Annotated in this window: 17 protein-coding genes; 9 read left to right on the forward strand and 8 right to left on the reverse strand. The window is 70.1% G+C overall.

Annotated features, from left to right (window positions below; genetic code table 11):
- Positions 1-259: 259 nt before the first annotated feature.
- Positions 260-2,335: a M23 family metallopeptidase gene (locus ACLBWX_RS00005; protein ID WP_447675421.1), complete on the forward strand. Its 2,076-nt coding sequence runs from the start codon at positions 260-262 to the stop codon at positions 2,333-2,335.
- 40 nt (positions 2,336-2,375) lie between these two features.
- Here ACLBWX_RS00005 and gluQRS read toward each other — a convergent pair whose 3' ends face one another.
- From gluQRS to ACLBWX_RS00020, 3 genes are read right to left on the reverse strand one after another with little or no spacing between them, the layout of a single operon-like run.
- Positions 2,376-3,278, reverse strand: a complete 903-nt coding sequence (gluQRS, locus tag ACLBWX_RS00010; protein WP_447675057.1) for a tRNA glutamyl-Q(34) synthetase GluQRS — start codon at positions 3,276-3,278, stop codon at positions 2,376-2,378.
- Positions 3,279-3,304: 26 nt separating this feature from the next.
- Positions 3,305-3,586: a hypothetical protein gene (locus ACLBWX_RS00015; protein ID WP_447675058.1), complete on the reverse strand. Its 282-nt coding sequence runs from the start codon at positions 3,584-3,586 to the stop codon at positions 3,305-3,307.
- A gap of 38 nt (positions 3,587-3,624) precedes the next feature.
- Positions 3,625-5,715, reverse strand: coding sequence for an ATP-binding protein (locus ACLBWX_RS00020; RefSeq protein WP_447675059.1), 2,091 nt, complete (start codon positions 5,713-5,715; stop codon positions 3,625-3,627).
- Positions 5,716-5,935: 220 nt separating this feature from the next.
- On the opposite strand from ACLBWX_RS00020, the gene trpA reads away from it, so the two are divergent.
- The 4 genes from trpA to ACLBWX_RS00040 all read left to right on the forward strand — a co-directional run bounded on the left by trpA (position 5,936) and on the right by ACLBWX_RS00040 (position 10,201).
- On the forward strand, positions 5,936-6,793 hold the full coding sequence (gene trpA, locus ACLBWX_RS00025) for a tryptophan synthase subunit alpha (protein WP_447675422.1): 858 nt from the start codon (positions 5,936-5,938) through the stop codon (positions 6,791-6,793).
- A gap of 62 nt (positions 6,794-6,855) precedes the next feature.
- Positions 6,856-7,767, forward strand: a complete 912-nt coding sequence (accD, locus tag ACLBWX_RS00030) for an acetyl-CoA carboxylase, carboxyltransferase subunit beta (RefSeq protein WP_447675423.1) — start codon at positions 6,856-6,858, stop codon at positions 7,765-7,767.
- Positions 7,768-7,815: 48 nt separating this feature from the next.
- Complete coding sequence (locus ACLBWX_RS00035; RefSeq protein WP_447675060.1) at positions 7,816-9,141, forward strand: bifunctional folylpolyglutamate synthase/dihydrofolate synthase; 1,326 nt, start codon at positions 7,816-7,818, stop codon at positions 9,139-9,141.
- A 127-nt stretch (positions 9,142-9,268) separates the two neighbouring features.
- Positions 9,269-10,201, forward strand: coding sequence for an outer membrane protein (locus tag ACLBWX_RS00040; RefSeq protein WP_447675061.1), 933 nt, complete (start codon positions 9,269-9,271; stop codon positions 10,199-10,201).
- A 185-nt stretch (positions 10,202-10,386) separates the two neighbouring features.
- Here the strand turns inward: ACLBWX_RS00040 and trxA are convergent, their stop codons facing one another.
- Positions 10,387-10,707, reverse strand: a complete 321-nt coding sequence (gene trxA / locus ACLBWX_RS00045; protein WP_055956782.1) for a thioredoxin — start codon at positions 10,705-10,707, stop codon at positions 10,387-10,389.
- Positions 10,708-11,033: 326 nt separating this feature from the next.
- Between trxA and ACLBWX_RS00050 the strand changes: the two genes are divergently transcribed.
- Positions 11,034-12,317, forward strand: coding sequence for a PQQ-dependent sugar dehydrogenase (locus ACLBWX_RS00050; RefSeq protein WP_447675062.1), 1,284 nt, complete (start codon positions 11,034-11,036; stop codon positions 12,315-12,317).
- A gap of 43 nt (positions 12,318-12,360) precedes the next feature.
- Here ACLBWX_RS00050 and ACLBWX_RS00055 read toward each other — a convergent pair whose 3' ends face one another.
- The 4 genes from ACLBWX_RS00055 to rpmB all read right to left on the reverse strand — a co-directional run bounded on the left by ACLBWX_RS00055 (position 12,361) and on the right by rpmB (position 14,851).
- Positions 12,361-12,924 carry an LmrA/YxaF family transcription factor gene (locus ACLBWX_RS00055; protein WP_447675063.1) on the reverse strand — a complete coding sequence of 188 codons (564 nt, stop codon included), beginning with the start codon at positions 12,922-12,924 and terminating at the stop codon, positions 12,361-12,363.
- Positions 12,925-12,934: 10 nt separating this feature from the next.
- Positions 12,935-13,408 carry a nuclear transport factor 2 family protein gene (locus tag ACLBWX_RS00060; RefSeq protein WP_447675064.1) on the reverse strand — a complete coding sequence of 158 codons (474 nt, stop codon included), beginning with the start codon at positions 13,406-13,408 and terminating at the stop codon, positions 12,935-12,937.
- A gap of 72 nt (positions 13,409-13,480) precedes the next feature.
- A complete protein-coding gene (locus tag ACLBWX_RS00065) occupies positions 13,481-14,410 on the reverse strand; it encodes an AEC family transporter (RefSeq protein WP_447675065.1) in 930 nt (309 codons plus the stop codon).
- A 135-nt stretch (positions 14,411-14,545) separates the two neighbouring features.
- The gene (gene rpmB, locus ACLBWX_RS00070) at positions 14,546-14,851 is read right to left on the reverse strand and encodes a 50S ribosomal protein L28 (RefSeq protein WP_055956796.1); all 306 of its coding nucleotides are present in this window, start codon (positions 14,849-14,851) and stop codon (positions 14,546-14,548) included.
- Positions 14,852-15,182: 331 nt separating this feature from the next.
- Here rpmB and ACLBWX_RS00075 point away from each other — a divergent pair, with 331 nt between their 5' ends.
- The 3 genes from ACLBWX_RS00075 to ACLBWX_RS00085 all read left to right on the forward strand — a co-directional run bounded on the left by ACLBWX_RS00075 (position 15,183) and on the right by ACLBWX_RS00085 (position 19,917).
- Entirely contained in the window at positions 15,183-16,091 is a 909-nt protein-coding gene (locus tag ACLBWX_RS00075; protein ID WP_447675066.1) for a DUF3108 domain-containing protein, read from the forward strand.
- A complete protein-coding gene (locus tag ACLBWX_RS00080) occupies positions 16,088-16,435 on the forward strand; it encodes a hypothetical protein (protein ID WP_447675067.1) in 348 nt (115 codons plus the stop codon). Before ACLBWX_RS00075 ends, ACLBWX_RS00080 begins: the two co-directional genes overlap by 4 nt.
- Before the next feature lie 65 nt (positions 16,436-16,500).
- Positions 16,501-19,917 (forward strand): helicase-related protein, encoded by a 3,417-nt coding sequence (locus tag ACLBWX_RS00085; protein ID WP_447675068.1) that lies wholly within the window; start codon positions 16,501-16,503, stop codon positions 19,915-19,917.
- Positions 19,918-19,920: the final 3 nt, after the last annotated feature.

Consider the following 19,920-nt stretch of genomic DNA (forward strand, 5'->3'; position numbering starts at 1 on the left):
GAGATGCAAAAGCAAGCCGCCAACCCCGTTGGCCGCCCGCCGATGAACCGGGGTATACGGACCAAGCCCAAATACGTCAACACCTTTGTCAAAAAATCTTCGCATCCGCCGCGAACGGCGCCATCCCGTCACCGGTGACGCCGCTTCCGAAACGTGCCTCAATCTCGACATGCTGGGCCACGACATCGTTCGCCAGCCGCGCTGCGGCGATCCGGACCTCGACGCCGGACCGGCGAGCCAGAGAGCAGGAACCACTCCATTGAAGCGCGGCCGTCTGAAGATCGGGGAGCGGGACGGCCCAGGCCAGGCGAATGCCGGCGAGGCCCGTGCGACCGCGCGCGTTCCCAGGGGCAACCTCCCCCCTCTCGACCTCCTCGGTCCGGACGCCACGCGGATCGACCGGCGCGACGTCAACCTGCGCTGGCTCTGCGCCAGCGCCCTCACGGGCCTGACCGGCGCGGCTCTGATCGGCGCGGCGATCCACGTTTCCCTTCAGAGCGAGGTCTCCTTCGCGGCGATCCCGGAGCGCGCGTCGAACACGGTGCGGCCGACGGTCAGCGACGGCACGGTCAACATCGCGCGCAAGAGCGACCGCCTCGTGCGCAACCTGATGATCGCCTCCGCCAAGCAGAGCTTCCGCTCGCCGGTGACCGTGCGCCTCGGCGACCGCGAGATCATCAAGGTCCGTCCCTTCATGCGCGTCTCGACGGCGCTCTCGATGACGACGGGCGTCTTCGCCACCGAGATGCCCCGCTTCGACCCGATGAAGCTCAGCACCGACGAGCCGCTGGAGCGCGCGCCGGAGCCGGGCTTCGGCGATGCGCCGGGGGCGGAAGTCACGGTGATCAAGCGCGATCTCGCCGGGATCGCGGTCGAGCCGGGCGCGCCCGCCCTCTCCGACGACGACGTAGCGGCACAGATCGAGGAGGAACGGCGCCTCTCGGCCGAGGCGGGACGCCGGGCCGCGATCCCGATCGCGCCGCAGATCATGCTGTCCCGAACCCTGCAGCAGGGCATGGCGACCTCCGCCTTCGACACGGCCGCGCGCCTCGGCGAGGAGGGCTCGCCCTTCAAGTCCATCGACGTGCTGGTGGTGCCCGAGAACGTCACCAGCCTCGCCAAGAGCGGCGTCGGGGCCGAGCCGCCCCTCGTGGAGGAGCGCGACCTCGCGCTCAAGCGCGGCGAGACCCTCGAGGCCGCACTCCGGAACACCGCCCGCGCCAGCGACGAACAGATCCGCGGCATCGTGGCGGCCCTCGGCGGCCGCACCCGAACGGCGGACCTGTCCGAAGGCCAGCAATTCCGGCTGCAGGTCGCCCCGGGGCCCAAGCCCGGCGATCCACGGCAGGTCACCCGCGTGGTGCTCTACGGAGAGAACGGGGTCGAGGGCATCGCCGCCATCAACGACCGCGGCAGCTTCGTGTCGGTGGCGCCACCGACGGAGGATGCGCCCTCCCGCGCGGCTCCGGCGGTGGCCGAGGCGTCGGACGACGGCGAGGAGGAAGGCGGCACCGGACCCCGCCTGTACCAGAGCCTCTACGAAACCGCGGCCCGGCACGACCTGCCGCGGGGCGCCGTCGACGACCTCGTCAAGATCTTCGGCTACGACGTCGACTTCCAGCGCCGGATCTCGCAGGGCGACAGCCTCGACGTCTTCTACACCTTCGACGACGAGGGGCCGCAGGGCTCGACCGACCGCCCCGAGCTGCTCTACGCCTCTCTCAATCTCGGCGGCGAGGCCCGGAAGGTCTACCGGTTCCAGTCCCCAGACGACGGGACCATCGATTATCTCGACGAGCAGGGCCGCTCGCTCAAGAAGTTCCTCATCCGCAAGCCCATCGCCGACGGCATCATGCGCTCCGGGTTCGGCTACCGCCGCCATCCCGTGCTCGGCTACGCCAAGCTCCATACCGGCGTCGACTGGGCGAACCCGATCGGAACCCCCATCGTCGCCGCCGGCAACGCGACGGTGCTGAAGGCGGAGTGGGATTCGGGCTACGGGCGCCGTATCGAGCTGCAGCACATCAACGGGTACGTCACCACCTACAACCACATGTCCCGCTTCGCCCGCGGCATCACGGCGGGCGCCAAGGTGCGCCAGGGCCAGGTGATCGGCTATGTCGGCTCGACCGGCCTCTCCACCGGCGCCCACCTCCATTACGAGGTCATCATCAACGGCCATTTCGTGGACCCGATGAAGATCCGGGTGCCCCGCGGGCGCGAGCTCGACGGGCGGATGCTCGCCGAGTTCACGCGCCAGCGCGAGCAGATCGAGGGCACGATGCAAAAGTCGCGCACGGCATCCGCCGTGGCGCAGCGCGACGTGATGCGCTGACGGGCGGCCCCCGCGTCCGTCGAGGCTCGACGCCTCGGGCTCAGCGAAAGCCGAGCCGGTCGCGGATCTCCGGCCCGGTGGCGCCGGCGGCGCGCAGGTCGGCGAGGGTCTGCGAGCCGCGGGACTTCGCCAGCTTCTCGCCCGAGCGATCCAGCAGCAGGCCGTGGTGATGGTAGCGCGGCGACGGTGCCCCGATCAGCGCCTGCAGCAGCCCGTGCAGATCGGTGCTAGCCCGGAGATCGGCGCCGCGGACCACGTGGGTGACCCCCTGCTCGGCATCGTCCATCACCACCGCGAGGTGATAGCTCGTCGGCACGTCGCGGCGGGCGATCACCGGATCGCCCCAGCGCGTCGGATCGGCGGCCTCGACCCGTTCCGCCCCGGGGCGACGGACGCCCCCCCTCCCCTCCCCCGCCTCGACGGCGAAGGTCCGCACGGCGTGCGGACCGGGTGTGGCCGCCGAGGCCGCCGCCATGTCGAGGCGCCAGCTATGCGGCTCACCGGCGGCGCGGCGCCGATCCGAGACCATTTTCGACAGGACACGGCAGGTGCCCGGATAGAGCGGAGCGCCGTCGGGATCGCGCGGCACCGCCGTCCCGCCGGCTACGGCCTCCACCGCCGCCGCGATCGCGCCGCGGGAGCAGAAGCACGGATAGGCGACACCGCGCCCGGCGAGGGATTGCACCTGTCGGCGATAGCCCTCGAGGTGTTCCGACTGGCGACGCTCGGGCGGCGCGAACCGCAGCCCGAGCCAGGCCAGGTCGTCGCGAATGGCCTGGACCAGTTCGGGCCGCGACCGGACCGGATCGATGTCCTCGATCCGCAGGATCAGGCGCCCGCCGGTTCCGTTCGCCAGCGCTTCGTTGAGGAGGGCGGAGAAGGCGTGTCCGAGATGCAGCCGCCCGTTCGGGCTCGGTGCGAAGCGGAACACCGGGACGTTCACGGACGGATTCCCTCGATCTTCGCCCGTCAGCCGCCGACGCGGCGCAGGCAGCTCTGTTCCTTCGGCACGCAGGCGATGCCCGGCAACGAGCAGGCGATGCCGTCCGCCCCGCGCTGGCAGACGCGGCAGCCGTCGCCCCATTCGGCGCAGGCCGTATCCGCGCTCGGCTCGGCATGGGCACGTGGGTGCGAGGGCGCCGGCACGGCGGCTCCGATCAGGACCGTCGCGGCGGTGAGGGCAACGACGCTCCAGGCGACGCGGCGGTCGTGGCTGCGCGTCGGCGCGTCGGAGGTGAGGTCATCGGCCATGGCGCGGTGTTCGCGCGGGAGGCGCGACGTGTCAACGTTCAAGCGGCGGCCGCGCGGCGCGCCAGCAGGTCCGGCAGGGCGCGCAGATCCAGCGGCTTGGCGAGAAAATGATCGAATCCGGCCGCACGCGCCTCGCGCTCGTCGTCGCGACCGGCATTGGCCGTGAGGGCGACGAGCCGCAGGGCCGCCCACCGTTGCTCGGTCTCGCCGGCGCGGATGCGCCGGGCGGTTTCGAGGCCGTCGAGACCGGGCATGCGGATGTCGAGGAGGGCGAGATCGAAGGGCGCTTCCTCCGAAGCCTCCCGGATGCGGGCGAGCGCCTCCTCCCCGTCCCGAGCGAGGACGACCACCGCACCGAGACGCTGCAGCGCCTTGGTGGCCAAGAGGGCGTTGATCGGATTGTCCTCGGCGAGGAGGACGCGCGGACCGCCGGTGACCGGAGCGTCCCGGGGCTCCGTCTCCGGGCGCCCGGCCTGCTCGGGAACGATCGTCCTCGCAGCCGCGACGCCCTCGATCCGCGACGAGGCCGGTGCCAGCAGTCGGTCGAACAGCGACCGGGCGCGAACCGGCTTCACGAGGTAGCTGTCGAAGCCCGAGGCCGCCGGGGCTCCGAAATCGCGCCGATCGAAGGGCGACAGCAGTACGAGGCAGCAGCGCACGCCCTGGCGCCTGGCCGCACCGGACAGCGTCCGCACCGCGCCGTCTCCCAGGGTTCGATCGGCCAGGACCGCGTCGAAGGCCGCATCGGCCAGGGCGGCGAGGCCCGCCTCGAGGTTGGGCATCACCTGCGCGGCGGCGCCCGAGCGGGTGAGCCGGCGGACGAGATAGGGTGCCTGGAACGGGGAACTCGCGACGATGAGAACCCGGCGGCCGTCGAGGCGCGGAGGCCGTTCGCGCTCCGCCTCGGCGATGCAGAGGGGCAGGGCAACGCTGAAGACGCTTCCGGCCCCGAGCCGCGAGGTCGCGTCGATGCGACCGCCCATCCGCGTGACGAGGCGGCGGGTGATGGCGAGGCCGAGCCCGGTTCCTTCGTGCCGCCGGCTGGCGCTGTCGTCGCCCTGCTCGAACTCCTCGAACAGGCGGGGGATGCGCTCCTCCGGGATGCCCGGGCCGGTATCCGCGATGACGATGCGCAGGTGGCCGTCGCCGTAGCCGAGTTCGACGCCGACGCCGCCGGATGCGGTGAACTTGATGGCGTTTCCGGCCAGGTTGATCAGGATCTGGCGGACCCGGTCCGCGTCGCCGATCACCAGGCGCGGCACCTCGTCGGCGATGTCGACGGCGATCTCGATGCCCTTGTCCTGGGCACGCGGCGCGAGCAGTTCCACCACGGCCTCGGCGATCTCCGCCGGATCGAAGGGCTCCGCGGCCAGGTCGAGACGACCGGCCTCGATGCGCGAGAAGTCGAGGATGCCGTCGATCAGGGTGAGCAGGGCCTTGCCGGAGGTTCCGATGGCCTCGACATAGGTGCGCTGCTCGGGATCGAGTCCGGTCTCCAGGACCAGGTCGGCCATGCCGAGGATCCCGTTGAGCGGGGTGCGGAACTCGTGGCTGACGGTGGCGAGGAAGCGCGATTTCGCCACGTTGGCCGCCTCGGCCCTGGTCAGGGCCTCGTCGAGGGAGCGTGCGGATTCGACCCGCTCGGTGATGTCGACGCCGGCGCGAAGCCATTGCGTCTCGCCGTTGCTGCCCGGCACCGGCATCTCGGTGAAGGCGTACCAACGCGGTGCCCCCGAGACGGGCGCGAGCCGCATCTCGACGCAGCGGACGCCGTCCGCCTGACGGATGACGGGACCCGTCTCCAGCACGTCGGGCTGGCGGGCCGTGCCGAGGAGCGACAGGGGCTCGGCGCCGACGAGGCGGCCGAATCCGGCATTGGCGAAGGTGATCCGCCCTTTGGAATCGCGCTGGACGATGATCTCCGTCGTCGCCTCGACCAGGGCGCGATAGCGCTCCTCGCTTTCGGAGAGGCGCCAGATCCGGTCTTCGAGGAGTTCGGTCCCGGCGCCCTCCTGCAGGACGGACCGATGGATCTCCGCGGCCTGACGGGTGCGGGCGCGCAGGACCCAGCCCGCGAGGAAGGCGAGTCCGGACGGGAGGAGGACGAGGACGACGTCCTGCAGAATCATGAAGTCAGCCTCCGGCAGGTCGAGGGTCTGCCGGGACCGACCATGCCGGCCGAGCCTGAAGGCCGGCTTTCGAAAGGCTGTTAAGGATTGGTAGCCGCGACGCATCGCATGCGACGCGACGCGCGGCCCGCTTCACGGGCCGGTCGCGATGGTGTAGGCGCGGCGGCTTGATCCCGGGCTGCGGTAGGGGCGGCCCCGGGGAACGTGAGACGTGAGTGTCATGACGGTGACGAGTTCGGCAAAACCCGGTCAGGCGCGCATCGCCGCCGCCTTCGCACGTTGCCGCGCCGAGAAGCGGGCGGCCCTGGTGACCTACGTCATGGCCGGCGATCCGGATGCCGAGACGTCCCTGAAGGTGCTGGAGGCCCTTCCCGCCTCGGGCGCGGACATCGTCGAGTTCGGCCTGCCCTTCACCGACCCGATGGCCGACGGCCCGGCGATCCAGGCGGCCGGCCTGCGGGCCCTCAAGCACGGGCAGGGCGTGGTTCGGACGCTCGACCTCGTCCGGCGCTTTCGCCAGGGGAACGACAGGACGCCGGTGATCCTGATGGGATATTTCAACCCGATCCATGCCTATGGCGTCGAGCGCTTCCTCGACGATGCCCTCGCGGCCGGCATTGATGGGCTGATCATCGTCGACCTTCCCCCGGAAGAGGACGACGAACTCTGCCTGCCGGCGCTGGCCAAGGGCCTCGCCTTCATTCGCCTCGCCACGCCGACCACCGACGAGAAGCGGCTCCCCGCCGTCCTCGCGAACACGGCCGGCTTCGTCTATTACGTCTCCATCACGGGCATCACCGGAACGGCGACGCCGAACTTCGACCGCGTCGCCGAGGCGGTCGGGCGGATCCGCCGGCACACCGATCTGCCGATCGTCGTGGGATTCGGCGTGCGCACCGGCGCCGATGCCGCCGCCATCGCCCGCGGTGCGGACGGGGTGGTGGTGGGCTCGGCCCTGGTCGACGCCATGCGGGCGACCCTCGACGCGGAGGGCGTGTCGAAGGGCGGCACGGTCGACGCCGTCAGCACCCTGGTCCGCGAACTCGCCGAGGGCGTTCGCTCCTCGCCCCGCGCCTGACGCAATTTCACGAGACTTTCCGGCTCGCTCGCTTCGAGCTCGCACAAGGACGCCGTCGCATGATGGTTGAACCGATGAACTGGATCTCGGAGGTCGTGCGCCCCAAGATCAAGACCCTGTTCAAGCGCGAGACCCCGGAGAACCTCTGGGTCAAGTGTCCCGACACGGGCCAGATGGTCTTCCATAAAGAGGTGGAGAGCAACCACTGGGTCATCCCCGGCTCCGAGCACCATCTCAAGATGAGCGCCCAGGCGCGTCTGAAGATGATGTTCGACGAGGGCACCTGGATCGACGTGCCCCTTCCAGAAGTGGCCACCGATCCCCTGAAGTTCCGCGACGAGAAGCGCTACGTCGACCGCCTGAAGGACGCCCGGGCCAAGACCGGGATGAACGACGCTTTCAAGGTGGGCTTCGGCCGCGTCTCGGGCCTTCCTATGACCCTGGCGGTGCAGGATTTCGCCTTCATGGCCGGCTCCCTGGGCATGGCGGCCGGCGAGGCCTTCGTGCGCGGCGCGGAGACCGCCCTCGACAAGCGCACCCCTTACATCCTGTTCTCGGCCTCCGGCGGCGCGCGCATGCAGGAGGGGATCCTCTCGCTCATGCAGATGCCCCGCACCACCGTGGCGGTGCGCCGGCTCAACGCGGCGAAGCTGCCCTACATCGTGGTGCTCTCGAACCCGACCACCGGCGGCGTGACCGCATCCTACGCGATGCTCGGCGACGTGCATCTCGCGGAGCCCGGCGCGCTGATCTGCTTTGCCGGCCCGCGCGTGATCGAGCAGACCATCCGCGAGAAGCTGCCCGACGGCTTCCAGCGCGCGGAGTACCTGCGCGACCACGGCATGGTCGATCAGGTCGTGCACCGCCACGCCCTCAAGGACACGATCGCCAACCTGTGCGGCCTTCTCATGAACCAGGCGCCGGGGCTGCAGCCGGTCCGAACGGCCGCCGCTCCGGTTCAGGAACCCGCCTGAGGCATCACGCCCGCCGACCCCCTTTCCTCCGCGACGCGACGTTCGACCATGGATTCCTCCGACGCGCTGATGGCGCGCTTCCTCGCCCTCCACCCCCGCACGATCGATCTGTCGCTGGGGCGGATCGAGCGCCTCCTCGCCCGTCTCGGCCATCCCGAGCGCAAGCTTCCGCCGGTGATCCACGTCGCCGGCACAAACGGGAAGGGCTCGACCATCGCCTTCATGCGGGCGATCCTCGAGGCGGCGGGGCTGGCGGCCCACGTCTATACCTCGCCGCATCTCGTGCGCTTCCACGAGCGCATCCGGATCGGGGCCATCGGCGGCGGCCACTTCGTCCCCGAGGACCAGTTGGCCGATGCCTTCGCGCGCTGCGAAGCGGCCAACGAAGGCGAGCCGATCACCGTGTTCGAGATCACCACGGCGGCGGCCCTCCTGCTCTTCTCCGAGGAGCCGGCCGACGTGCTGCTGCTGGAAGTCGGTCTCGGCGGCCGGGTCGACGCCACGAACGTGATCGACCGGCCGGCCGCCGCCGTGGTCACGCCGATCGGGCGCGACCATGCCGAGTATCTCGGCGACACCGTCGAAGCCGTCGCCACCGAGAAGGCCGGCATCTTCAAGAAGGGCTGCCCGGCGATCATCGCCGCGCAGGACTATGCCGAGGCCGATTCGGTGCTGCGCGGCCTCGCCGAATCCGTGGGTGCCACGCCGATCCGGGTCGGCAACCAGGACTTCTCGGTCCATGCCGAGCGCGGTCGCCTCGTCTACCAGGACGACGTCGACCTGTTCGACCTGCCCAAACCCCGCCTCGACGGTCGCCACCAGTTCACCAATGCGGGGACCGCGATCGCGGCCCTGCGGGCGGCCGGCTTCGGCGATATCGGGACCTCCGCCATCGAGGCCGGGCTCAACAACGTCGAGTGGCCGGGACGCCTGCAGCGCTTGAACCGGGGACGCCTGTCCGAACTCGTGCCGAAGGGCGCCGAACTCTGGCTCGACGGCGGCCACAACATCGACGGCGGCCGCATCCTCGCCGCCGCCATGGCGGATCTGGGCGAGCGCTCGGACGTTCCGCTCGTCCTCATCGTCGGCCTTCTCGGCACCAAGGACGCGGAAGGCTTCCTGCGCAATTTCATCGGTCTGGCGCGCGTGCTGGTCGCGGTTCCGATCGCCGGGCAGATGGCGGCCCGGCCGGCCGACGAGGTCGCGAGCATCGCCGCGGACGTCGGCCTGAACGCCCACACCGCGCCCAGTGTCGAGGCCGCCCTGGAGAGCCTGGCGAGCATCGCCTTCGAGCAGCCGCCGCGGATCCTGATCTGCGGTTCGCTCTACTTGGTGGGTGCTGTCCTGACCGCCAACGGCACGCCCCCCATTTGATTTTCTTAACTTTTCCAGCTTCGTTCACGGCCACGTCAAGTCTGCTGTGTGACCCTGGCGCTACATCTTGGCTGTGGAAACTGCAGTAGGTTCTCGGTCGATCGGGCATATCGCTGGGGATCAAATAATGAAAAAGCTTCTTACGTCTTTCGCGGCCTTCACGGCCCTCACCGCCGCCGCTTCGGCCGCCGACCTGCCGCGCCGCGCCGCGCCGCCGGTCTTCGTGCCGGTGCCGGTGTTCACCTGGACCGGCTTCTACGCCGGTTTCAACGCCGGCTACGGCTTCGACGTCGGCAACAACAACGGCACCACTGCCGTCGTCGCCACCGGCGCTTCCGGCGTGTTCCTGCCGGGCACGGCCGCTGCCACCAGCCCCTACGGCGCCGGTGTCGGTGGCCTGCAGCCGAGCGGCGTCGGCCCCGTCGGCGCCATCGCCTACCCGGGCAACTCGTCCAACGACGGCTTCACCGGCGGCGGTCAGATCGGCTACAACTACCAGTTCACCCCGGGCTCCGGTGTGGTCGTCGGTATCGAGGCCGACGCGCAGTACGTCGACTTCGGCCGCAGCCGTAACCAGGCCCGTTCGCTCTACGGCGTTCCGAACCCCGACCTGACCTTCGTCAACCCGAACGGCATCTCGAGCCTCGACTTCTTCGGCACCGTGCGCGGTCGCCTCGGCTACGCCTTCGATCGCGTCCTGTTCTACGGCACCGGCGGCTTCGCCTACGGCGCCGGCAGCACCGAGCGCTCCTTCGGCGGCTTCCGCGGCAACGACAACTTCCGCACCGGCTACGCGGCTGGCGGCGGCATCGAATACGCCCTCCCGACCGACTCGTTCCTGAACTTCTTCCGCTCCTCGGCCGTCACGCTGAAGGTCGAAGGCCTGTACGTGAACCTCGATCGCAACAACGCCAGCGACGTGTTCGCTGTCTCCAACAGCACCGGCCTGCAGTTCCGCACCGGCACCGGCTACGCCGCTGCCGTCGGCACCAGCCGCCGCGGCGAGACCGAGTTCGCCGTCGTCCGCGCCGGCCTGAACTACAAGTTCGGCTCGTACTAAGCCGACATTTCGGGTCTCGAAACGGGGAAGCCCGGCCGCAAGGCCGGGCTTCTTCCGTTCGAGGATCCACACCGTGTGGCGGTCCCGCACGCAAACGCGGCGGAAACCCGCCCATGAAAAAGCCCGGCTCGACGCCGGGCTTTTCGATGTCAGGCTTTCGGTCCGAGCCTCCCAGAGGCAGGCTCTCAGGCGCTCGCCTGGATCCAGCGGGACAGATCGCCCTTCGGCGCCGCACCGACCTTCTGGCTCGCGAGCTGGCCGTCCTTGAAGATCAGCAGCGTCGGGATCGAACGGATGCCGTACTGGGCAGCGATCCCGGGATTCTCGTCGACATTGACCTTGGCGATCTTCACCTTGCCCTGGAGATCCGCGGAAATCTCTTCGAGGGCCGGGCCGATCTGACGGCAGGGACCGCACCATTCGGCCCAGAAATCCACTACGACCGGCTCCGCGGACTGTAGGACGTCCTGCTCGAAGCTCGCGTCGGTCACTTTCACCGTCGCCATGGGAAACTTCCTTTCCGGTTCCGCGCCTGCGGAACCACCTCTTCGCTGTCATCGCGCTGCGAGACCGCGCTGTTGGCGAGAGTTGGCGATGGCGGGGGGAACGGTCAAGGCATCCTGCGTCGCAAGCAGGGCTGTCATCGCCCCGGAACGTGGATTGTCCACGTCGGCGTGCCGCGCGACCGATCCGTCCGCGTCGTATATCGGGCCTCGTCAAAGCGTGTCCGTCGCCCCATGTCCCTGTCGTCCCTGCTCCGGCGGGCCGCCCGGCCGGCCTATGGAGTTCGACCCGAAGCCGGTCCTGGGACCGGCATGGAGGAACACCCGACGTGAAGCGCAATCCGTACAGCCTGCTCGCCACCGCAGCCCTCCTCAGTCTCGGCACGGCCGTCCACGCGCAGGAGCCGGCGAGCGCCGAACCGAGGCAGCCCCGGGTCGGCGGCGATGCCTTCGCGGCCCCGACCAGCCCGGCCACCGGCAACAGCCCGGCCGAGACGGAAGCGCCGAACGCGCCCTACAAGCCGCTCCTGCCGAACCAGACGCGGGCGCCGAAGCCGGAGGGCGCCACGAAGGTGAAGACCGAGGTGGTGGCCAAGGGCCTCGACAGCCCCTGGGCGATGGAGTTCCTGCCGGACGGCCGGATGCTCGTGACCGAGAAGGCCGGCAAGCTTCGGATCGTCGCCAAGGACGGCACGCCCGGTCCGGCGATTGCGGGGGTGCCGAAGGTGGACGCCCGCGGCCAGGGCGGCCTCCTGGATGTCGCCCTCAGCCCGAGCTTCCCGGCGGACCGCCGGATCTATCTCAGCTATTCCGAGCCGCGCGAGAAGGGCAACGGCACCAGCGTGCTCCGCGCCAAGCTGATCGAGGAGAACGGCGTTGCCCGCCTCGACGAGGTCAAGGTGATCTTCCGGCAGATGCCGACCTATGAGGGCGACAAGCATTTCGGTTCGCGGCTGGTGTTCGCGCCGGACGGCAAGCTGTTCGTCACGGTGGGGGAGCGCTCCGACAAGGTCACCCGCGTCCAGGCGCAGGATCTCACCAGCGGTCTCGGCAAGGTCTTCCGCATCGACACGGACGGGAATGCGCCCAAGGACAACCCGTTCTCCGGCGGCGAGAAGGCCAAGCCCGAGATCTGGTCCTACGGACACCGGAACGTGCAGGCGGCCGCCCTCGACCCGCAGGGCCGGCTCTGGACCGCCGAGCATGGCCCCCGAGGCGGCGACGCACTGAACCGGCCTCGCCCGGGCGTGAATTACGGCTGGCCCGAGGTCACCTACGGCCTGGAATACAGTGGCGAGAAGATCGGCGAGGGCAAGACCCAGGCCGGAGGCACCGCGCAGCCGGTCTATTATTGGGATCCGGTGATCGGTCCCTCGGGGATGGCCCTCTACACCGGCGACGCCTTCCCGGCCTGGAAGGATGCCTTCCTCATCGGGGGCCTCGTCAGCGAGGGCATCGTCGCGGTGAAGCTAGACGGCGACAAGGTCGTGACCGAGGAGCGGATCCCGCTCCAGGCCCGCATCCGCGACGTCCGGGTGGGAAGCGACGGCGCGGTCTACGCGGTGACCGAGGGAGCGGACGGCAAGATCCTGAAGCTGACCCCTGGCAGCTGAGCACCCGACCTCGACCGGCGGCCGGACGGCCCGGCCGTCGGTTTCAGGGATCGGGTAGCAGGCGCGGCCGGAGACGCTCCAGCATCCGCCCGAAGGCCGCGGGCTCGTCGAGCGCCCGGGCCAGGACGAGACCGCCCTGGATCGCCGCGACGGCCTCTTCGGCGAGATCCTCCGCTGCCTTCGGTCCGTGTCCCACGCGCAGCAAGGCCTGGGCGAGGGCTTCGCGCCAGGCCGTGAAGTACCCGGCAATGCGCGCGGCGAAACGATCGCGCCCATCCGTCAGCGCCATGGCCCCAACGAGGCAGACCCGTCCGCCCGAGCGGAAATAGGCGTCCGTCTCGGACAGCATCCGGGCGATCGCCGCGCGCGGGTCGGCATCCTCGCGAAGGGGGGCATAGATCCGGGTCTCGAACCACGTGTCGATCGCCGCGAGCACAGCCTCCGCCATCTCCGCCTTTCCCCCCGGGAAGGCGTGGTAGAGGCTTCCCTTGCCGAGCCCCGTGCGCGCGCCGAGGAGCGCGAGGCTGGCGCCTTCGTAGCCGTGTTCACGGAAGACCTCGGCCAGGACCGGAATCGCCGCCGCCCGGGCGCCCTCCCCCTTTCCCATGCCCAGGCCCCTACAGGCCGAGCTCCGTCAGTCCCGGGTGATCCTCCGGACGCGATGCGGAGCGGTCCCAGTGGAACTTGCGCTCGGACTCCGTGATGGCGAGATCGTTGATGCTGGCATGACGCTCACGCATCAGCCCATTCGCGTCGAAGGCCCAGTTCTCGTTGCCGTAGGCGCGGAACCATTGCCCGGACGCATCCCGGAACTCGTAGGCGAACCGCACGGCGATCCGGTCCTCGCTGTGCGCCCAGATCTCCTTGATCAGGCGATAGTCCAACTCGCGGGCCCACTTGCGCTGCAGGAAGGCCACGATGGCGGGCCGGCCGGAGAAGAAGTCGGCCCGGTTCCGCCAACGGCTGTCCGGCGTGTAGGCGAGCGCGACCGTCTCTGGGTCGCGGCCGTTCCAGCCGTTCTCGGCGGCCCGCACCTTCCGGATCGCGGTGTCCAGGGTGAACGGCGGCAGCGGCGGACGCGATTCGAACATGACGAAATTCCCTGGACCCGCGATCGATGCGATCACGTGTGTACCGGTCGGTACAAACCCTTCGTCGAACCGTCAAGCGTGTCCGAGCAACGTCAGCCAGGCAATGGTCGTGACGATCGCCAGCAGGGTCGAGAGCATCACGGCGGCGGCGACCACGCCGGTTTCGGTCTTGTAGCGCGAGGCCAGCAGGTATGCGTTGATCCCCACCGGCATCGCCGCGAACAGGGTCGCCACGCCGGCATAGGCCGGCGGCATGGTGAAGACGTGGAAGGCCAGGACCCAGACCGCGAGGGGATGGATCACCAATTTCAGTCCGGTGATGACCAGGGCGCTCGGCAGATCGTGAAGGACCCGGTAGCGCACGAGACCGGCCCCGAGGGCGATCAACGCGCAGGTCGAGGCGGTGCCCGCGAGGGAATCGATCAGCGCCTTGATCATGCCGGTCGGTGCGAGCCCGAGCCCCTTCATGGCGAGGCCGGCGATCAGGGCCAGGAAGATCGGATTGCGCAGCAGGACGAGGGCGAGGCCCCGCAGGCGCTTCAGGATCGAGGTCTGCCCGTCCGCCTCGATCAGGAAGGTGGCGCACCCCATCATCAGGGGCAAGTGCACCGCCAGCAGCATGAAGAGTGGGAAGGCCCCCTCCTCGCCATAGGCCTGGAGAATCATCGGGACGCCGATGAAGACCGTGTTCGACTGGCTCGCGGCGAAGCCGTGCAGGATCGCGCCGCGCCGTTCCACGCCCTCGCGGCGCAGGCTGAGGACCGAGCCGATCAGCCAGGAGAGGCCGGCGCCGCCGAAGTAGCTGAACCAGTAGGACGGCGTGATCTCGCCCGTCAGCCCGGGCCGCGTCAGGGTGGCGACGATGAGGGCCGGGACGGCGATGGAGAAGACGTATTCCGAGAGGCCGTCGCTGACCTTCTCGGACAGGAAGCCGGCGAGAGCCGCGATCCAGCCGATCAAGATGAGCCCGAAGATCGGGGCGACGAGCGACAGTACAGTCATCGAAGTCGAGCCGGTATTTCCAACGCGAACGGCCACCGTACGCGCTCAGCGTGCGGCGGCCGTTCGGGAACCAGATGAGCCTCTCGTCCGAATCGAAGGCGACTCGCGCCGAATCGAATCGGGACGTTCGACGCCTCAGGCGGCGGCGGGCGTCTCGACTTCGGCGAGCTTCTTGTGCAGCTCACGCTTCAGGAGACGGGCCGTCTGCGACAGCTCGATCTCGCGGGCCTTGATGAGGAAGGCGTCGAGGCCGCCGCGGTGCTCGACCGAGCGCAGGGCGTGGGCCGTGACGCGCAGGCGCACCCGACGCTTGAGGGCATCCGACTGCAGCGTGACCTGACACAGGTTCGGCAGGAACCGGCACTTGGTCTTGCGGTTCGAGTGGCTCACGAGGTGGCCGGTCTGCACGGCTTTGCCCGTGAGTTCGCAACGGCGCGACATTGTTCTATTTCCCGTCTCGTTCCGCATGTCCGACAGGCTGGCGGGAAACCAAGACCGCGTCGCGGAAAACGGCTTCTCGCACGCCAGGCCCGGTGGAGCGGCGTTCTCATTGGAGGCGCGAGCCTATAGGGGACTGTGCCCCTTGGCGTCAAGGTGCGGGACGATCTTTCGCGCCATCTCGCCGGTGGCGACGCAGGCGGTTCGATCATTCGGATTTCAAGCGCGACTGCATCGCTTCCAACGATGTGTTAACCATGAACGCGGACGATGCCGGCGAGATGTCCCCGGTCCGTTCGACCGGAGACCGACAGCCAACCCCGAGTCCCCAGCCATGTGCGGCACCCGCAAGCGCCCCGCCCCGCTCTTCCTCCTCGGCGCCAGCCTGCTGACGCTCGCGGCAGGCCTCGCCGCCGCGCCCGCGGCGCAGGCGCGTCCCAAAGTCTCGAAGTCGGCCGCGACCGTCACCGTCGATTACGACATCGCGCTGGCGGGGCTGACCATCGGGAACGCCCAGGTGGCCGGCGCCTTCGAGGGCTCGGGCTACCGGATGGACGTCTCGGCCCGGCTGACGGGCCTCGCCGGCGTCGTCACCGGTGGCATGGGCTCGGCCCGCGCCAGCGGCGCCATCGCGGCTTCCCCGCAGCCCAACACCTTCGCGATCGCCACCAAGACCAGCAATTCCGGCATTGCCGTGCGCATGGCCCTGGCCCGCGGCACCGTCACCCAGGCGGAGATCACCCCGCCCCTCATCGACCTGGGCGACCGGGTGCCGATCACGGCCGCCAACAAGCGCGGAGTCATCGATCCGGCGAGCGCCCTGATGATGCCCGTGCAGGGACGCGCCGATCCCCTGGACCCGGCCAATTGCAACCGAACCCTGCCGATCTTTGACGGGGCGACCCGGTTCGACGTCGTGCTGAGCTACGGCGAGACCCGCAGCGTGGCCAAGCCCGGCTACAGTGGCCCCGTGCTCGTCTGCAATGCGCGTTACACGCCCATCGCCGGCCATCGTCCGGACCGGCCGGGCGTGAAGTTCATGGAGGACAATCGCGAGATGTCGGTCTGGCTCGCCCCGGTCGAGGGCACCCGCGTGCTCCTGCCGGTGCGCATCGCGGTGCGGACCACCGTCGGCACCAACATCATCGAGGCGACCCGGTGGACCCAGACCGGCGGCCAGCAGGGCAGCACCACGGTGTCGGCCCCGGGCAACCCCGTCACGCAGGCCAGCCTCGCGCAGTGAGATCCTACGCCGGCACGCGGATCGGCCAGCGCGTCGCGCTCGTCGTGTTGCTCACCCTGACGGCCGGGCAGGCTCGAGCGCAATCGACCCTCTCGACCGGACCGGATTGCGGAGGCGACGCCTATTCGTCGGCCCAGGTGATCGAGAATCGTCCGCCCCGTCGCGGCCCCCTCACGGCCGTGCCCGACACCCTCTGCGCCGATGTCGCACCACAGGGCGCGCAGCCGCCCGTGGAGATCGGAATCTACCCGAGCCTCGGCACATCCGGCATGCCGCCACGGGATGGCAGGCAGGGCTATGGCGACCCATATGAGGCGCAGCCGCCTCGGCAGCGCCGCCCCTGAAGGCGCCGCGGCGGTCCCCCCGTTCCTGAGCCTGCCGGCCTCGCCGAAGGGACCGCCCCCACCTCATGATCCGCCCCACCCTCTCCCCGCAGGCCCGCGCACGCGGCGTCACGGCGGTGCTCGGGCCGACCAATACCGGCAAGACTCATCTGGCCATCGAGCGCATGCTCGCCCATCCGACGGGTATGATCGGCCTCCCCCTCCGGCTCCTGGCACGGGAGGTCTACCTGCGGGTGGTCGCGAAGGTGGGGATCGACAAGGTCGCCCTCGTCACCGGCGAGGAGAAGATCAAGCCGGACCGGCCGCGCTACTGGATCTCGACGATCGAGGCGATGCCGCGCGACCTCGACGTCGCCTTCGTGGCGATCGACGAGATCCAGCTCGCCGCCGACATGGACCGGGGCCACGTCTTCACCGACCGCCTCCTGCACCAGCGCGGGCGGGAGGAGACCCTGCTCATCGGCTCCTCGACCATGCTGCCGCTGGTGCAGTCGCTGATTCCCGGCGTGCACACGACGACCCGGCCGCGCCTGTCGCAGCTCACCTTCGCGGGGGAGAAGAAGCTCGGCCGCCTACCCCGGCGCTCGGCCATCGTCGCCTTCTCGGCCGAGGAGGTCTACGCCATCGCGGAGCTGATCCGGCGCCAGCGCGGCGGGGCCGCGGTGGTGCTCGGCGCGCTCTCGCCGCGCACCCGCAACGCCCAGGTGGAGCTCTACCAGTCCGGCGACGTCGACTACCTCATCGCCACCGATGCGGTGGGCATGGGCCTCAACCTCGACGTGGACCACGTCGCCTTCGCGGCGAACTGGAAGTACGACGGCACCCGTTTTCGCAAGCTGACCCCGCCCGAGATGGGACAGATCGCCGGACGCGCCGGACGCCACCTCGCGGACGGCACCTTCGGGTCGACGGGACGCTGCGCCCCCTTCGAGCCCGAGATGATCGAGGCCCTGGAGACGCACGACTTCGAGCCCCTGCGCGTGCTGCAGTGGCGCAACCCCGACCTCGATTTCTCATCCCTGAAGGCCCTGCAGGAAAGCCTCGACGCGCACCCCCGCGAAAAGGGCCTGACCCGCGCGCCCATGGGCGAGGACCAGTCGGCTCTCGAAATCCTGATGCGCGAGGACGACATCCGCGAGCTCGCGAACCGGCCGGCCCATGTCCGCCGGCTCTGGGACGTCTGCGGCGTGCCCGACTATCGCAAGGTGCATCCGCAGACCCATGCCGACCTCGTCGCCCAACTGTACCGCTTCCTCATGCGCGGCATGGCGGGGCGCATTCCCGACGACTGGTTCGCCAAGCACGTCGCCATGATCGACCGCACCGACGGCGACATCGACGCACTCTCCCAGCGCATCGCGCAGGGGCGGACCTGGACCTTCGTGGCGAACCGTCCGGATTGGCTCGTCGATCCGGTGCATTGGCAGGGCGAGACGCGTCGGGTAGAGGACAGGTTGTCCGACGCCCTGCACGAACGCCTCGCGAGCCGTTTCGTCGATCGGCGCACCAGCGTCCTGATGCGGCGCCTGAGAGAGAATACGATGTTGGAAGCTGAGATCACCGCCGGCGGGGACGTCACCGTCGAGGGCCAGCATGTCGGCCATCTTCATGGCTTCCAGTTCGTGCCGGATCCCGGCGCGGAAGGACATGAGGCCAAGACCCTGCGCTCGGCGGCCGAAAAGGCGCTCGGCGGCGAGATCGAGGCCCGCGCCGAGCGGTTCTCGTCGGCCGCCGATGCCTCTCTGGTACTGAGCCATGACGGTGTCATCCGCTGGACCGGCGACCCGGTCGCGAAGCTGACGCCCGGCGACAAGCTTTTCGAACCGCATGTCCGCCTGCTCGCCGACGAGCAGCTGACCGGCCCGGCCCGCGACAAGGTCGAGGCCCGGCTCGTCGCCTGGCTCAAGGCCTACGTGGTGCGCCTTCTCGGCCCGTTGATGGAGATCGAGACTGCGGCGGACCTCACGGGGCTCGCCAAGGGCATCGGCTTCCAGGTGGTGGAAGCTTTGGGTGTGCTGGAGCGCGCCAAGGTGATGCAGGAGATGCGCACCCTCGACCAGGAAGGTCGGGGAGCGCTGCGCCGGCACGGCGTCCGCTTCGGCGCCTATCACATCTTCCTGCCGGCCCTGCTGAAGCCGGCGCCCCGGACCCTCGCCGCTCAGCTCTGGGCCCTGAAGAACGGCGGCCTCGACCAGCGCGGTCTCGACGAGATCGCGCATCTCGCCAGTTCCGGCCGCACGTCGATCAAGGTCGATCCGGAGATCGCCAAGGGCCTGTACCGCGCCGCCGGCTTCCGCGTCTGCGGTGAGCGCGCCGTGCGCGTCGACATCCTGGAGCGCCTCGCCGACCTGATCCGCCCAGCCATCGCCTACCGCCCTGGCACGACGCCCGGCGAGGCTCCCGTGGGCGCGGCCGATGGCGACGCCTTCGTGGCGACCGTGGGCATGACCTCCCTCGTCGGCTGCTCGGGTGAGGATTTCGCTTCGATCCTGAAATCCCTGGGCTATGCCGCCGAGACCCGTCCGGGGCCGGCCATCACCGTCCCGCTGCTCCCGGCCGCTCCGACGCAGCCGATCGTTCCGGTGGCCGCCGCGAGCAGCGCGGCGGAATCAGACGAGAATGCCCCCTCCGAGGCCGCGGGTGAGGCGGCCCCGGAGAGCGAGAGCGCGGCATCGGCCGAGAATGCCGAGACCGAGATCGCGCCTGACTCGACCGAGGACTCCGTCGCCGTCCCGGAGGAGACCGCTGGCGAAGTGTCCGCTGCCGAGGAGGCCGTTGCGGAAAGCGCCGTCGCCGAGGAGAGCCAAGCCCAGGACAGCGCAGCCGAGCCGCCCGTCACGTCGGCCGAGGCCACCGAGGATGCCGCTCCGCAGCCCGTCGCCGACGCGGCGGCTGTCGCCGAGTCCGCGGAACATCCGACGGAAGGTGTCGAGACGGCCGAGCCGGAGGCCACCGCTCCCGACGCATCGGCCGAGGCGATTGGAGTCGAGACGGCGGCTTCGGCCGACGCTGCGGACGGCGAGGCTTCCGCGGCCGAAACCCCGACCGAGGTTGCGACCGTCGAGGTCTGGCGTCTCCAGCGCCATCAGCGCAGCGCCAATCCGCGCCAGAACCGTCCGCGCGGCCAGGGTCGTGACGGCGCCGCCTCGCGGGTGGCTGGCGAAGCACGTCCCGATCATCGCCGGCCGGGTGGGCCCGGCGGCGAGGGTCGCGACCGTCCGGGCGCTGCGCCGGGGGAACGTTCGGAAGGCGGTCGCCGCGGCGGACCCGGCGAAGGACGCCCGGAGGGTGGCCGGCCGCAGCGCCGCGAACGCTTCGAGCCGGGCCGGACCCGGCCCGAGCGGCGGGACGAGCCGCGGGCCGCACCCCGCGACGAGCCCCGTCCGCAGCGCCGCGAGCGGGCTCCGGACCCGGATTCGCCGTTCGCCAAGCTCGCCGCCCTGAAGGCGCAGCTCGAGGCGGGGAATGACCGCAAGCGCTGAAGT

The organism is Methylobacterium sp. M6A4_1b (assembly GCF_053345175.1).